This window comes from Paenibacillus sp. JDR-2, from assembly GCF_000023585.1.
In the GTDB taxonomy this organism is placed as follows: Bacteria; Bacillota; Bacilli; order Paenibacillales; family Paenibacillaceae; genus Pristimantibacillus.
Genome location: NC_012914.1, coordinates 4,381,630 through 4,394,495, shown reverse-complemented (window position 1 = coordinate 4,394,495; position 12,866 = coordinate 4,381,630). Strand labels below are relative to the sequence as shown.

At 49.3% G+C, this 12,866-nt stretch carries 14 protein-coding genes and 3 tRNA genes; 7 read left to right on the top strand and 10 right to left on the bottom strand.

Annotated elements, in window-relative coordinates; genetic code table 11:
• The first annotated feature begins 1 nt into the window (after position 1).
• Complete coding sequence (locus tag PJDR2_RS19415) at positions 2-1,546, top strand: ABC transporter substrate-binding protein (RefSeq protein WP_015845423.1); 1,545 nt, start codon at positions 2-4, stop codon at positions 1,544-1,546.
• A gap of 100 nt (positions 1,547-1,646) precedes the next feature.
• On the opposite strand, the gene PJDR2_RS19410 is transcribed toward PJDR2_RS19415, so the two are convergent.
• Entirely contained in the window at positions 1,647-2,159 is a 513-nt protein-coding gene (locus PJDR2_RS19410) for a YjcG family protein (RefSeq protein WP_015845422.1), read from the bottom strand.
• A 184-nt stretch (positions 2,160-2,343) separates the two neighbouring features.
• Between PJDR2_RS19410 and PJDR2_RS33250 the strand changes: the two genes are divergently transcribed.
• The 6 genes from PJDR2_RS33250 to PJDR2_RS19385 all read left to right on the top strand — a co-directional run bounded on the left by PJDR2_RS33250 (position 2,344) and on the right by PJDR2_RS19385 (position 4,503).
• The gene (locus PJDR2_RS33250) at positions 2,344-2,508 is read left to right on the top strand and encodes a hypothetical protein (protein ID WP_015845421.1); all 165 of its coding nucleotides are present in this window, start codon (positions 2,344-2,346) and stop codon (positions 2,506-2,508) included.
• A 151-nt stretch (positions 2,509-2,659) separates the two neighbouring features.
• A tRNA-Met gene (locus PJDR2_RS19405) sits at positions 2,660-2,736 on the top strand.
• Positions 2,737-2,772: 36 nt separating this feature from the next.
• A tRNA-Ile gene (locus PJDR2_RS19400) sits at positions 2,773-2,849 on the top strand.
• Positions 2,850-2,870: 21 nt separating this feature from the next.
• Positions 2,871-2,959 (top strand) — tRNA-Leu (locus PJDR2_RS19395).
• A 161-nt stretch (positions 2,960-3,120) separates the two neighbouring features.
• Positions 3,121-3,798, top strand: coding sequence for a ribonuclease H (gene rnhA, locus PJDR2_RS19390; RefSeq protein ID WP_015845420.1), 678 nt, complete (start codon positions 3,121-3,123; stop codon positions 3,796-3,798).
• 12 nt (positions 3,799-3,810) lie between these two features.
• Positions 3,811-4,503 carry a uracil-DNA glycosylase gene (locus PJDR2_RS19385; RefSeq protein ID WP_015845419.1) on the top strand — a complete coding sequence of 231 codons (693 nt, stop codon included), beginning with the start codon at positions 3,811-3,813 and terminating at the stop codon, positions 4,501-4,503.
• A gap of 60 nt (positions 4,504-4,563) precedes the next feature.
• Here PJDR2_RS19385 and PJDR2_RS19380 read toward each other — a convergent pair whose 3' ends face one another.
• From PJDR2_RS19380 to PJDR2_RS19340, 9 genes are all read right to left on the bottom strand, one after another.
• Positions 4,564-5,517 (bottom strand): protease complex subunit PrcB family protein, encoded by a 954-nt coding sequence (locus PJDR2_RS19380; protein ID WP_015845418.1) that lies wholly within the window; start codon positions 5,515-5,517, stop codon positions 4,564-4,566.
• A 98-nt stretch (positions 5,518-5,615) separates the two neighbouring features.
• Positions 5,616-6,437, bottom strand: coding sequence for an NAD-dependent epimerase/dehydratase family protein (locus PJDR2_RS19375; RefSeq protein ID WP_015845417.1), 822 nt, complete (start codon positions 6,435-6,437; stop codon positions 5,616-5,618).
• Entirely contained in the window at positions 6,434-6,922 is a 489-nt protein-coding gene (locus PJDR2_RS19370; RefSeq protein ID WP_015845416.1) for an acyltransferase, read from the bottom strand. Before PJDR2_RS19370 ends, PJDR2_RS19375 begins: the two co-directional genes overlap by 4 nt.
• Entirely contained in the window at positions 6,906-7,454 is a 549-nt protein-coding gene (gene rfbC / locus PJDR2_RS19365) for a dTDP-4-dehydrorhamnose 3,5-epimerase (protein ID WP_015845415.1), read from the bottom strand. The genes PJDR2_RS19370 and rfbC overlap by 17 nt, the downstream gene beginning before the upstream one ends.
• 16 nt (positions 7,455-7,470) lie before the next feature.
• The gene (locus PJDR2_RS19360) at positions 7,471-8,703 is read right to left on the bottom strand and encodes a class I SAM-dependent methyltransferase (RefSeq protein WP_041613520.1); all 1,233 of its coding nucleotides are present in this window, start codon (positions 8,701-8,703) and stop codon (positions 7,471-7,473) included.
• Positions 8,696-9,760 carry a CDP-glucose 4,6-dehydratase gene (gene rfbG, locus PJDR2_RS19355; protein ID WP_015845413.1) on the bottom strand — a complete coding sequence of 355 codons (1,065 nt, stop codon included), beginning with the start codon at positions 9,758-9,760 and terminating at the stop codon, positions 8,696-8,698. Before rfbG ends, PJDR2_RS19360 begins: the two co-directional genes overlap by 8 nt.
• The gene (rfbF, locus tag PJDR2_RS19350) at positions 9,760-10,530 is read right to left on the bottom strand and encodes a glucose-1-phosphate cytidylyltransferase (RefSeq protein ID WP_015845412.1); all 771 of its coding nucleotides are present in this window, start codon (positions 10,528-10,530) and stop codon (positions 9,760-9,762) included. Before rfbF ends, rfbG begins: the two co-directional genes overlap by 1 nt.
• A 50-nt stretch (positions 10,531-10,580) precedes the next feature.
• A complete protein-coding gene (locus PJDR2_RS19345; RefSeq protein ID WP_015845411.1) occupies positions 10,581-11,693 on the bottom strand; it encodes a glycosyltransferase family 2 protein in 1,113 nt (370 codons plus the stop codon).
• 81 nt (positions 11,694-11,774) lie between these two features.
• A complete protein-coding gene (locus PJDR2_RS19340) occupies positions 11,775-12,692 on the bottom strand; it encodes a cation diffusion facilitator family transporter (RefSeq protein ID WP_015845410.1) in 918 nt (305 codons plus the stop codon).
• Positions 12,693-12,866: the final 174 nt, after the last annotated feature.

The following is a 12,866-nucleotide window of genomic DNA, read 5'->3' as shown; positions in this document are numbered from 1 at the left end:
AATGAAGAGGAAATGGGCGTCTAAAGTTACTTTTTTGTCCTTATCGTTAATTATGTCAACATCGCTGCTTGCAGCCTGCAGCAAAGGCTCCGAGAGCACGGCTGAGAAGCATGTGCTTCGTCTTGGCGTATTGTACGGGGGAACGGATAATGAGGCGTATGTCCGCCAGCAATATACCGATACGTATGAAATGATGCACAAGAACATCGATTTCGAAATCGTAAGCGCGATTGATTACAACGATCAACGATATGATACTCCGGATCCAAACGGCGTCACAAAACAGCCGGATCCGTTCGAGAAAATGAAAGAAATGCTGACCGGCGACAATCCGGTTGACGTTGTTATTCTGGATTACAACATGCTGCGCCGTCTGATCCAGGACAATTTGCTTCAACAGCTGGATCCGCTTATCCAGAAGAGCAAATTTGACCTGACCGACTATGTGCCAACCGTTATCGACGGTATCAAATCGGCAGACGACAGCGGCAATATTTATGCTTTGACGCCTACTTTCAGTTCTTCCGCTCTGTACTACAACAAGAAATTGTTCGCTGATCAAGGCATCGATCTTCCAACGGACAACATGACATGGGATGAAGTCATTAACTTGGCCTCGCGCGTAGCTACCGGCGAAGGAGCGGACCGCAAGTTCGGCCTCTCCATTAACCGTTGGGCAGGCGACGGCTTCAGCGATGTTCAGACCTATGCGGCTCCATTGCAGCTGAAAATGTGGGATGACAAGGGCGAGAAAATGCTTGTAAACAACGAGCAATGGGAATCCGCATGGAATGCGGTGGCTAATCTCTATAAGCAAAAAATTTCTCCTAGCCAAGAAGATATGAGCGCTTGGCAGACAAAAATTTCGACAGACGATCCTGGCGCTTACAATCCGCTTGGCAGCGATATGTTCCTGAACGGAAAAGTTGCGATGACAATCGCGGAATACGGCTACGTTAACGAGATCAGCAACGCAATGAACAATGCTTCGAAGATTAAGAACTTCACGCCGTTCGACTGGGATGTCGTTACGATGCCGACTCAAACATCCAAACCGGGCATCGGAGGCAATATCTACTTCAGCCAACTGATGGGTATTAACGCGAAAGCGCAAAACCCTGACGACGCTTGGGATTTCGTGCAGTTTACTAACAGCAAGGATTGGGCGGAGCTGAAATCGCGCAGCTCGTATGAGCTGGTTGCGCGCAAAGAATTCTTGAAACCAAAAGACGGAATGAACTACAACATCAATGCGTTCACGACGCTGAAGCCGATTCCTCCGCAATCTACCGATACGGAGAAGCTGCAGCGCGAGAAACCGGGCATCTGGGAAGCGCAATCTCCGGGTTATGAATTGTTCCAGAAGGTCATCAAAGGGGATATATCGGCGAAGGAAGCGCTCCAGGAATGGGAGACCAAAGGAAATGCCGTCCTCGAGAAGCTTAAAACGAATCCGAACGGCGGTACCGGCGAAGGCGTTGGTGGCGGCGGTCCAATCGTGAGACCGCTTGACGACACGGCCGTAGAAGCCGTACCGGCAGGTTAAAATTTAATATAGAAAAGCGGCTGTGCCCAGATTAGCTCTGGCCCAGCCGCTTTTTTTGTTCTTATAACCAAAAGGCAACGGAGCATTCATACTCCTAACCTTATCCTTGGAGGTCAAAGCTCTTATCAATATGCCATACTCCGCTTGCCGTCTTGCGCAGAAGATGCAGCTGGTCAATCATTGCAGCCAGGTCGACGGACGACATCCGGAGATTGCCGTAAAGATCGTGGAGCTCATCAGGCGGCATATTTTGCCCAATCGTCACATGCGGGGTGTAGACGAAGTTTGGTGACGGAACATGAAGCGGACCGCTGCAGACGGCTTCGTGGAGCCGGATCATCGGTGTTGGGTCCTCCAGCGCCAAATAAAGCACATGACTTGCTGGATAAAAGGAAGAAACGCGGTTGAACCGGACTTGAAACGGCTTTGTTTGTGAAGCAATGGCTTCCAGATGCTCGGTAATAGTAGGTAATTGCGCATCGGAGAGCTCTTCTTTTTCCCGGACCGTCATATGCGGCGGAATAATCGAATAATGCGGATCATGTCGAATACGCCAGCTGTTGGCGAAGTCCTGTACAGCTTTTGAAGGGAATACCGCAATGCCGTAAAGCATACTCATCAGCTCCTTTATTCGAATATAAGAAAGTTACGGGTTATCTTTATCCTGTACATATTTTTCACTTGCGAAACGTATGCTGCTCCTCCTGAAGACGGCGCTGCCGCTCGTATTTTGATTATACCCGATTTGCTTGATTTAACCGAATTTGGGCATTATATATCGCGAGGAGGGATCCGTTATGAAATGGATATATTGGGTACGGTTATACGAAACCAAATTTCAGGCTGGCTGTCTTGTAAGAAGAATGGAAAATGACTGGTGGGTGTATGGCTACGAATGCCCGCAGGAGATCGAGGTTTTCCGGTCGAGAAAAGGGCGTTATGGCGTACGCTTTCTTGTTTAAGCATATGTTGTGAAGGGCACAGCGATAAGTTCAAATAAAAAAAGTTCATTTTTTTTCCTCGATGAGAAATAAATGCTTGACTCTGCATATAGGAGTATAGTATATTAATTCATGTCGCCATTTCAATTTGATGACTTTAACAAATGGATATCGCGGGGTGGAGCAGCTCGGTAGCTCGTCGGGCTCATAACCCGAAGGCCGCAGGTTCAAATCCTGCCCCCGCAACCAACCACTCGACTGAAACGTGATTCTGACGTTTATCGAGGGCCCTTAGCTCAGTTGGTTAGAGCGGTCGGCTCATAACCGATTGGTCGTGGGTTCGAGTCCCTCAGGGCCCACCATTTGAAGCATCAAGACAAAATGCCGGGGTGGCGGAACTGGCAGACGCACAGGACTTAAAATCCTGCGGTGGGTGACCACCGTACGGGTTCGATTCCCGTCCTCGGCACCATTTTTCAGAACTACATAGGAATTATAAGATAAACCCCTTTCGATTGACCTCGTGGTCTTGAAAGGGGTTTTTACTTAAGTTTGAGTATGCTTGAGTATGGATGATTATCCCCGAATCCATTACAATAGGAAGACAATGTTGAAAGAAAAGGTGGTTCATGGATGGCGGGAAGCAAACATTATGTCGTCTGGGTCGGCAAGCAGCCGGGCGTGTACAAGAGTTGGCCGGAATGTCAGGCTCAGGTGAACGGATATCCGGAAGCGAAATATAAATCTTTTGAATCCAAAGATAAGGCGGAGGCCGCGTACAAGGAAGGCTGGAAGAACCATTGGGGCCAAGGGAAAGGGGCGGCAACGTCCGCCGCTTCGCCGGCAAAGAAGAAACCTGCCTTTTACGCCTCCAAGCCGGCTGCAGCGGCAGCAGAGGAACAAGAGATTGATTATGACAGCATCTCGGTTGATGTTGGCACACGGGGCAATCCGGGGCCGGTAGAATATAAAGGCGTGGATACGCAAACAGGCGATATCTTGTTCTATGTGGGTCCTATTCCGAATGGGACCAATAATCTTGGAGAGTTTATTGCGGTCGTTCATGCACTAGATTATCTCAAGAAAAAGGGAAGTAACCAAACGGTCTACAGCGACTCAAGAACGGCGTTGAGCTGGCTTAGGAACAAGAAGATTGCTTCCAGTCTCGTAAGAAACGCATCGACCAAGCAGATTTGGGAGCTGGCCGATTGGGCGCTGGATTGGCTGCGCAATAATACGTACGGCAATAAAGTCGTGAAATGGAATACGGAAGAATGGGGAGAAATCCGCGCGGATTTCGGACGGAAATAAGGGAGAAGACAGATGGATTTTCAGCTGAACAATGACTGGGCAGAGCTGCTGCACAGTGAGATGGACGAGCCTTACTTCAAGCAGATGGAAGAGCAGCTTGGTGAGCTTTATGAAACAAAGACCGTATACCCGAAGGCCGAGCATGTTTTTAATGCGCTTTCGTTTACGCCTTATGAGCAGACGAGAGTTGTCATTATCGGACAGGATCCTTATCATGGCCCGGGTCAGGCGCATGGGCTTAGCTTCTCGGTACAAGAGGGGATTGCTATACCGCCTTCTTTGAGAAATATCTATAAAGAGCTGCAGCAGGATATCGGCTGTCCGATTCCGCAGCATGGCTCTCTTGCGTCGTGGGCCAAGCAAGGGGTATTGCTTCTCAATACCGTCTTGACCGTTGAAGAGGGGCAGCCCAATTCGCATCAGAAGCTGGGCTGGGAACGGTTCACCGACCGGATTATCCGCAAGCTGAATGAACGGGAAGAACCGGTTGTCTTTATTTTATGGGGCAAGCATGCCCAGGATAAAGCTGCCTTTATAGATACTGGTAAGCATCCGGTTATCTCATCGGCGCATCCAAGCCCGTTGGCGGCAAGGAAAGGTTTTTTTGGCAGCCGTCCGTTCTCGAGAGTGAACGAGTATTTGCGGAGCCTTGGTTATACGGAGATTGATTGGAAACTGCCTGAGCAGCCGGAAGAAAATGAATAAGCAAAAAAAAGCCTCCCCGTCCATGTCGTAATGGTGGGGAGGCTTTTCATTGGAGCAATATTAGCTAGCCGAAGCCAAGCTGCTGACGGCTGTATCGGCATTAACTGGAGCCAAAACCGGCTTGTAAGCCGCGTCTACATAAGTGGTTGCGCTAACTTCAGTAATCACTTGCGGGTACATTTTGTTCGGATCCGGTTGAACCGTCTCTACTTTGATAATCGCTTGACCATCAACGAAGGAGATCGATGTAACGCGAAGTCCATAACCAGGATGAGGCGCTTGACCGGACACGGTTACTTTGTTGATGTCCTTGTTCACCGAAGTTACAGTCAGTTTAAGATCTTGAATCGGCTGCGGAGCCGGCTCTGCCGGAATAGTTGGCGTCTTCTTTACGAATTCAAGACCGTCGTACAACCAGCCAGCCGCTACGCCGCGCGTAATTTTTTGTTTTGGATAGAAATTGTTTTTCTTATCCAGCGTTGCGATTTTGGAAATGAGCAGCTTTTGGATGCTGTTCATATAATCCTTGTTAACATCCTTTTCGTCGTTAACCGTCATGTACAGTTCGATAAAGGCGAAGTCGCCTTTTTTCGTAATCGCCTTGAAGAGATGATGGGCGAACTGCTCGCGTGTCATTTCGTCGTTGGCTTTTACGTTCTTAGGTACTTCCAAGCCATTGTACTGGGCAATGATAAACGCATCCGCATACCATGAGCCGTTCTTCAGATTCGGATAATAATCGGCAACTTCGGGTTTCTTAATGAAACGAATGTTGTCGATATTAAGGTCAAAAGCCTTGACGATCATCGAAATGCCGGCAGCATAGGTCAGCTTGCCGTTGGAGTTGAATTTATTGCCTTTTTCGCCTTTAATAACGCCTTGTTTTTCCAGGGACTCAATCTTTGATTTATTCGGATCTTTGCTTGTATCACTGAAGGCGAATACGGTTTGTCCCAGAGTAAATACAAGCAGCATGGACATGGCTAACAATAGAACTGCTTTTAGTTTCATCATCGACTCTCCTCTTGTTTGGAATTTGCTATAGCATCTATAATAACGAGTCCAATATTGGTATTGTTGCACCAAATAGAGAAGAGTCATACGAATTTTTGCTAAGTTTTTGCAGATCTTCCGGTTAAGAGCCGTTGAATAGCGGTCAGGCAGGATGCCGGCCGGAAGTCGAATTCTTCTTGCATCCGCGTAATCTGGATAGGCTTAAAGACAAGCCGAACAGCGGCAGGAGAGAGGGTCAGGTCGAAGGAACGCACTTCGGACCAAGCATCAAACAGCTGTTGGTTAGTCAGGTTAACTCCGCTTGCTACATTATAGATAAATTGCTTTCCACTCAAGGCGATTTGAATTAGAGCCTCGACCGCATCCTCGACCCGAATATAATCCTTCTCCGAATCCATCGTTGACAACAATGTAACCGAGCCATGTTCAAGGATATCCTTCATAACGGAATAAATAAAATTGCCGGAGCGGAAGTCGTCGCCTACCACATTGGACAGCCGGGCGACACGGACATTTGATCGGCCTGAGCATAAGCAGACAGATTCGCCAAGCAGCTTGGATAACGCATAGATATCTTCGCGCTGATTGGAATTAACGCTCAGATTAGCTTCCTCACGTGTGGATTCCGCCTGATGATAAAGCCTGGTTGTAGACAAATAGAGCAGAGAACGAAAATCTGCCGCTTGCAGGAGCCGGCTGATATAACCTGTATGAGCTTCCACCGCATCATAGGGGCGGGAACGGAAGTCCGATGTAATGCCGGCGCAATAAAAAACATGTCCCAAAGGCCGGTCGAATACGGACGGGGCTCCTTTTTCCGGGCAAAAAACGTCGAAACCAAGCGTTCGCAGCCTAGCCGCGAGATGCGAGCCTACAAATCCGCTTGCGCCAATAACGGTCGCCAGGTTGTCGCTTGTCATGAACGGACACCCTTTAGCCGAAGCGGGTTTCCCGCATAAACGCCGTAAGCCTCCAGCTTGCCGCGTACAAGCGAGTTAGCACCTACCACGGCTCCTTTTCCGATATGAGTACCGTCCAGGATAACGCAGTTTGCGCCAATCCATACATCTTCCTCGATGATGATCCCGCCTTTGCTCGGCAAAAAGCCTTGCTCCCGAATCAGTCTGTTCCGATCCAGGTAAGCGTGATTGACAGAAGCAAAGGTACAGTTGGCCGCAACAAGCACGTTGTCGTCCACTCTGACTCCGTTTCCGGAATAGATAACGGTACCGGAGTTAATCTGGACCTGTTGGCCCAGCTGAATATCGCCGGATCCGCCGGCAAACTTTATTTTTACAAAAGCGTCAATCTTGGAATGGTCGCCGATGATGAGCTTGCTGCCGCGGACGGAGGTTTCAAGATCGCATAAGGGAGAGATAGCTGCCGAATCAGAGATCAAGTGCATAATCATCGCTCCAAGGCGCGAGATGGGCGTCGCGCTCGCTTATGACGGGATTGTCGTATACCCATTTAATATGAAAGGCGGGGTCGTCATATCGCGCTCCATTCTGCACGGAGGGATCATAAATGCCGGACATATGGTAGTAGAGGGTAGAGTGAGGCTCCAGCGTTTGGAAGCCATGGGCGTATCCCGGGGGAATATAGAGCATATGATGATTTTCGCCGGTAAGCCGGAAGGCTTCCCATTGCTTGTAGGTCTTTGAGTCCTTTCGGATATCCACCACGACATCGTATACGCTGCCCTGTATGCATTGAATCAATTTGTTTTCGGCAAACGGCAGGTTCTGAAAATGCATGCCGCGGATCGTTCCTTTATGGATATTGCTCGAAATACTCCATTGCTGGAAGTTCTCTTCAAGCCCCCGTTCCTTGAACTGATTGCGGCAAAAGGCCCGGGCGAAAAATCCGCGGTTATCGGATATCGGCTCCGGTTCGATTAAATAAACACCTGCCAGCGATGTGTTTTGAAACAGCATATGACTTCATCCTTCCTCAATAAATTTCGAGCTTGGGAATACAGACGACCAGCTTGGCACCCCATTCACGCGTATATTGGAGTTCCTTCTCAATCTCGTCTTTCAGATTCCAAGGCAGAATGACAATGTACTCCGGCTTTGTTTCCATGATACGGTCGGGAGAATAGACCGGGATCCGGCTTCCGGGCATATACAAGCCTTGTTTGTACGGATTTTTGTCCACGGCGTAATCGATATAATCGGTGCCAACGCCGAGATAATTGAGCAGCGTATTGCCTTTTGCGGGGGCCCCGTAAGCAACAACCCGTTTGTTCTCGCGGGAAGCCTGGAACAGAAAGCGGTATATACCTTCTTTAACAGCTTTGACTTGCGCGGGAAAACGGAAATACGTCTTCACATCCTGCAGGCCATATGCGATTTCTTCTAATAGTACCTTCTCCACACGCGGGGTTACCGTCAGCTTCGCATACTCGGAATGTCTGGCAAATACGCGTAGTGAACCGCCATGCGTCGGATACTCCTCAACGTCATAGACCGTTAATCCGAGACGCTCAAACAGACGGGAGACGCTTAGCAGCGATAAATAAGAGAAGTGCTCATGATAGATCGTATCGAACTGATTGTCTTCCATTAGCTTCAGCAAATGCGGAAACTCCAGGGTAAGGGTACCGGCAGGGGACAGCAGCTCCTTGAGGCCCGACACAAAGTCCCGTAGTTCCGGAACATGGGCGAGTACATTGTTACCGATGATGAGATCAGCGCTCCCCCGTTCCCGGGCAAGCTGTTTGGCGAAAGCCAATGTAAAAAACTCCGATACCGTAGGGATGCCTTTTGCTTCCGCTTGCTTTGCGATATTTTTGGCCGGCTCAATACCTAGGACCGGAATGTTGTACGGTATGAAATACTGCAATAAATAGCCGTCGTTGCTCGCGATCTCTATAACAGAGGATGAGCGGTCTAAAGACAGGCGGGGGATAATAGCGTCTACATATTGCTTGGCATGAGCAAGCCAGCTGGAAGAATACGAGCTGAAATAGGCGTATTCCTCAAAAATTTCTTGAGGCGTCCCGAACTGCTCCAGCTGAACGAGAAGACAGTGCCCGCATACAAAAACGCGCAGCGGATAATAGGCGGTTCCTTGGTTTAACTGCTCCGGCCGCAGAAAGTTATTGGATAGAGGAGAGGTGCGGAGATCAACAAACAAATGCTGCAGCGGATGGCGGCAGGAGCGGCATAGGGCATTAACCAGGACGGTTCACCTCCAATTGCTCGTATTGGCTGATTTGCGCAAAAGTAAAGGCATGCGCATCTTCTCCGTCATAAAAGGCACGGTACCAGTCTGCTGTCCAGGCGAGCGTCTCTTCGAGGGTTAGCCTGGAGCCCCAGCCTAGCCTTCGGTAAGCTTTATCGGAATTGAGCAGAAGGGTGTTTGTTTCATGGGGCTGCTTGCCGGTGTCATACGCCAGCTCCGGAAGATTTCCCCATCGTCGGAGAAGACGGGCGGCTAGTTCGCCAACCGTTATGCCTTGGTCGATTGTCTGTCCGAAATTCCATGCCCCCCCATATTGCTCATCCGCCCAAAGTTTCTCCGCAAGAAGGATATAGCCGTAAATGGGTTCCAGCACATGCTGCCAGGGGCGTACGGCAGCAGGATTCCGAAGAACCGGCAGCTCACCGGAAGTCATGCTCCGAATCAGATCAGGAACGATACGGTTGGCTGCCCAATCCCCACCGCCGATCACATTACCCGCCCGGGCGGTTGCGATACGTTTGCCAAGCGGAGCGAGAAAGGCATCGCGGTAACTTCCGGTAATCAGCTCCGAGCAGGCTTTGCTTGCGCTGTAAGGATCATACCCGCCTAACGGATCGTTTTCCGAATAGCCGTCTGCCGATTCTTTGTTTTCGTAAACCTTGTCGGTTGTAATGTTAATGATGACTTTAGCAGTGGATGCGGGGGAATTCTTTATAGCTTCCAGAAGGACGGCTGTACCGTAAGCATTGGTCAAAAAGGTCCCAAGCGGGTCGCGATAGCTGTCTCGGACAAGCGCTTGGGCGGCAAGGTGAAAGACGATATCAGGCTGATGGACGGATAACGTCTCCGACATCGCGGTCAGATTGGTGATGTCGCCTGTTAATGAAGTCATATCAAGTTTTAAACATTCCGCCATATGAGGTACCGCGGAAGCGGGGAGGGAATAGCCGATGACTTCGGCTCCCCGGTGCTTCAATACCGCGCACAGCCAGCTCCCTTTAAACCCGGTATGGCCGGTGACGAGCACTTTTTTTCCATGCCAGAACGCGTCCATTATTTCCACACCTTCCAAGGTGCATTTCCTTTATTCCATAACTCATTGAGCTCGTTCTTGTCCCTGAGCGTATCCATCGAATGCCAGAATCCTTGATGCTGGTAGACGGATAACTCTCCAAACGAAGCGAGGGACTCCAGAGGTCCATGCTCCCAGACGGTCTCATCGCTGCGGATCAACTCAATGACCTTTGGCTCCAGCACGAAAAATCCGCCGTTAATCCAATGCTTATCGTTATGGGGCTTTTCCTTAAAAGTGACAGCCTTCTGATCCTCAATCTCCAGAATGCCGTAACGCATTCCGGGGTTCACTGCGGTTACGGTGGCCAGCTTGCCCTTGCTGCGGTGAAGGGCAAGCAGCTCGTTAATTTGGATGTCGCCAACTCCGTCTCCATAAGTGAAACAGAAGGACTCATCGCCGATATAGGGAGCCAGCCGCTTCAACCGTCCGCCTGTCATAACCTGCTCGCCTGTATCCACAACGGTTATTTTCCATGGCTCTGCTTTCGAATTCATTAGCGTCACCCGGTTATCGGAAAGATCAAAGTGGACATCGGATTGATGAAGGTAATAATTCATGAAATATTCCTTAATCACGTAGGATTTGTAGCCGGCCGCAATGATAAAGTCGTGAATCCCGTATTGCGAATAAATCTTCATGATATGCCATAAAATCGGCTTGCCGCCGATCTCGACCATCGGTTTAGGCCTGGATATCGTTTCTTCGGATAAGCGGCTTCCGAGTCCGCCGGCCAGGATTACAGCTTTCACGAGGGCAACCTCCTTATGGCAGATATCGTTCAGTAGCTGCTGCGATTAAGTTACGTGATGAGTTGCCCCGAAGGCAGCAAATAACGGGTCAATCCGTCGAAGGAGCGGAGAAATTCGGGATAGCCATGCTCAAATATGAGATAGTCGAATTGCTCGCCGCCAAGCAGCTGCTTGATATCGCTGATCGTTTCATAATAGAAGGTCCGGTCGGAGACTGTCCGCAGGTCAACCAAATACTTCTCTTGATCCGATAAGCTGGTAAGCCGGACGTCGCGGGCGCCTTGCTGCTTCAAAAAAGTTTTGACGGCGAGAGGCGTGGCGCCAATACAGCAGTTAACGGCGAGTATGGAGACCGATTCCTTAGGTGACCATCGGCTTCTTACGGCGTCTACGAGCTTCATATTCGGCAGCCCTTCCGCCCAGGAATCAATTCCGTATTTATTGTAGAAAATTTGTCTGCTGACCTGAAGGGAGTTGTTTTGCTGTTGGTCAATGCCGGTTGTAACCGAGCCGTGATGAAAAATAAACGTATCGCCCGCGTAGACAAGCTTGTAGCCGGCTCTGCGGTACCGGTAACTGATATCATCGTCTCCAAACTCCCCGAAGTAGAAGCGGGAGTCGTAACCCCCGATCTCGCGGAGCCGTTCGGTCAGGGAGAAGAGGATAACGGGCATTAACCGAATTCGCTCTTCCCATTTGTCCGGGTGGGATACGTTATACGCCTTCGCCTGAAGCTGCATTTCCTCTAGCGTGTGAAAGGGGAGGTTGATCTGCTGAAAGTTGCTTACATAGTTGGCTCCGGGCGAGACAAATCCGATCCGCGGATCCGACTCGATACAAGAGATCAGATTCGGAAGCCAGCCAGAGGTTAGAATCATATCGTTGCTGATTAATGCGATATACTTTCCTTGCGCAGCGTTCATCCCAACATTAAACCCGTTGACCGGACCGACATTTCGAGAGAGATGGACGGGTCTGGCGCCCGGGATGGAATCAAAATAAGCTTGTGTGCCGTCAGAAGAACCATTATTGACAAGAATCAATTCATTATCTTCTAACGGAGTATGTAGGAGAAGGCTGTCAATACAACGTTTTGTTATCTCCAGATGGTTGTAAGCAAGAACAACAAAGCTGACGAATGGTTGGTTAGGCAGAACAATCACCTCGCAATACAACAGATTACCGATTGTTAAATTGTATTTTTTGGAATCAAAAAAAGACCTTTGCAGGTCTTTAGAGGAGGGTTACTTCGAATCATCCTTATACCACGGATTCAGATGGATGAGGACTTCTTCCACATCCTTGTGATGGTCGAGAATAATTTGTTTTATTTTTCGGGAGACATCATGGCCTTCCTGAATGGTAAGCTCTCCGGGAATGCCGACACGGACATCAATCATGACATATTGGCCGAATTCTCTCGCCCGAATTCTATCAATACGCTTTACTTCCGGGATGGAGGAGACAAGACGCTCGTAATCCTGAAGCATCGCCGGGGATACGGTTTTCTCCATTAATACATCCACGGCTTCTTTTCCCATATGATAAGCAAGCTTCAATACGAAATAGGCAACAACAATCCCAGCGGCCGCATCGCCGTAGCTTAGAAACGCGATATCGTTTCTTTCCCCGATAATAGCAGCTCCGATACCGATAACGGCGGCAAGCGAAGCATAAACATCGGCCAGATGGTCGAAAGCGGTAGCCTCAAGACTTTTACTGCTCGTTTGCTTGCTGATCCGAATGCAATATATGTATAACCACAGCTTCCAGAAAAGGGAGACGACGGCGGCAACAAATGCGACGATGCTTGCCGCTGCGGCAGGGTGGAAGAAGGACTCGAACGAATGATAAGCGATAAATAAAGCGGCGATCACCATAATAATGGCAACCAGCGCAGAGCCGATCAACTCGCTTTTGCCATGGCCGTACGGATGGTCCTCATCCGCAGGCTTCTGCGCAACTTTTGCGGCGCCTAAGGCAGCCATCGACGCAATGACGTCACCGGCGTTATGTACACCGTCAGCAATTAATACCTGGCTTTTGAACATAAGGCCTACAATTAGTTTAATGCCCGTCAGAATCAGATTGCTGAATAAGCTGATCCAGATGGCAAAGACATTCGAAGAAACTTTTGAACTTGATACGTTTAAATCGCTCACTCTTTACAACCTCCAGTAATTTCCTAACCACGTGAAAAAAACAACGACCCTTATCATATATGATGAAGGTCGTGTGGGTCTAGAGAAACAGTGTTGCAACGGGTCAAGATTTTTAGGCGTAGTTAAAAGTCAGCGAAAGGGAGGGAGCCAAGGGTGGCTCCCTCCCTGCTTGTC

Coding starts and splice junctions, on each gene's coding strand:
- rnhA (WP_015845420.1), top strand. CDS start 3,121: ATGGCGGGAAGCAAACATTATGTCGTCTGGGTCGGCAAGCAGCCGGGC.
- rfbC (WP_015845415.1), bottom strand. CDS start 7,454: ATGCTGTTTCAAAACACATCGCTGGCAGGTGTTTATTTAATCGAACCG.
- PJDR2_RS19380 (WP_015845418.1), bottom strand. CDS start 5,517: ATGATGAAACTAAAAGCAGTTCTATTGTTAGCCATGTCCATGCTGCTT.
- PJDR2_RS19410 (WP_015845422.1), bottom strand. CDS start 2,159: ATGCTTTACGGCATTGCGGTATTCCCTTCAAAAGCTGTACAGGACTTC.
- PJDR2_RS19375 (WP_015845417.1), bottom strand. CDS start 6,437: ATGACAAGCGACAACCTGGCGACCGTTATTGGCGCAAGCGGATTTGTA.
- PJDR2_RS19385 (WP_015845419.1), top strand. CDS start 3,811: ATGGATTTTCAGCTGAACAATGACTGGGCAGAGCTGCTGCACAGTGAG.
- rfbG (WP_015845413.1), bottom strand. CDS start 9,760: ATGGACGCGTTCTGGCATGGAAAAAAAGTGCTCGTCACCGGCCATACC.
- PJDR2_RS19370 (WP_015845416.1), bottom strand. CDS start 6,922: ATGCACTTGATCTCTGATTCGGCAGCTATCTCTCCCTTATGCGATCTT.
- PJDR2_RS33250 (WP_015845421.1), top strand. CDS start 2,344: ATGAAATGGATATATTGGGTACGGTTATACGAAACCAAATTTCAGGCT.
- PJDR2_RS19415 (WP_015845423.1), top strand. CDS start 2: ATGAAGAGGAAATGGGCGTCTAAAGTTACTTTTTTGTCCTTATCGTTA.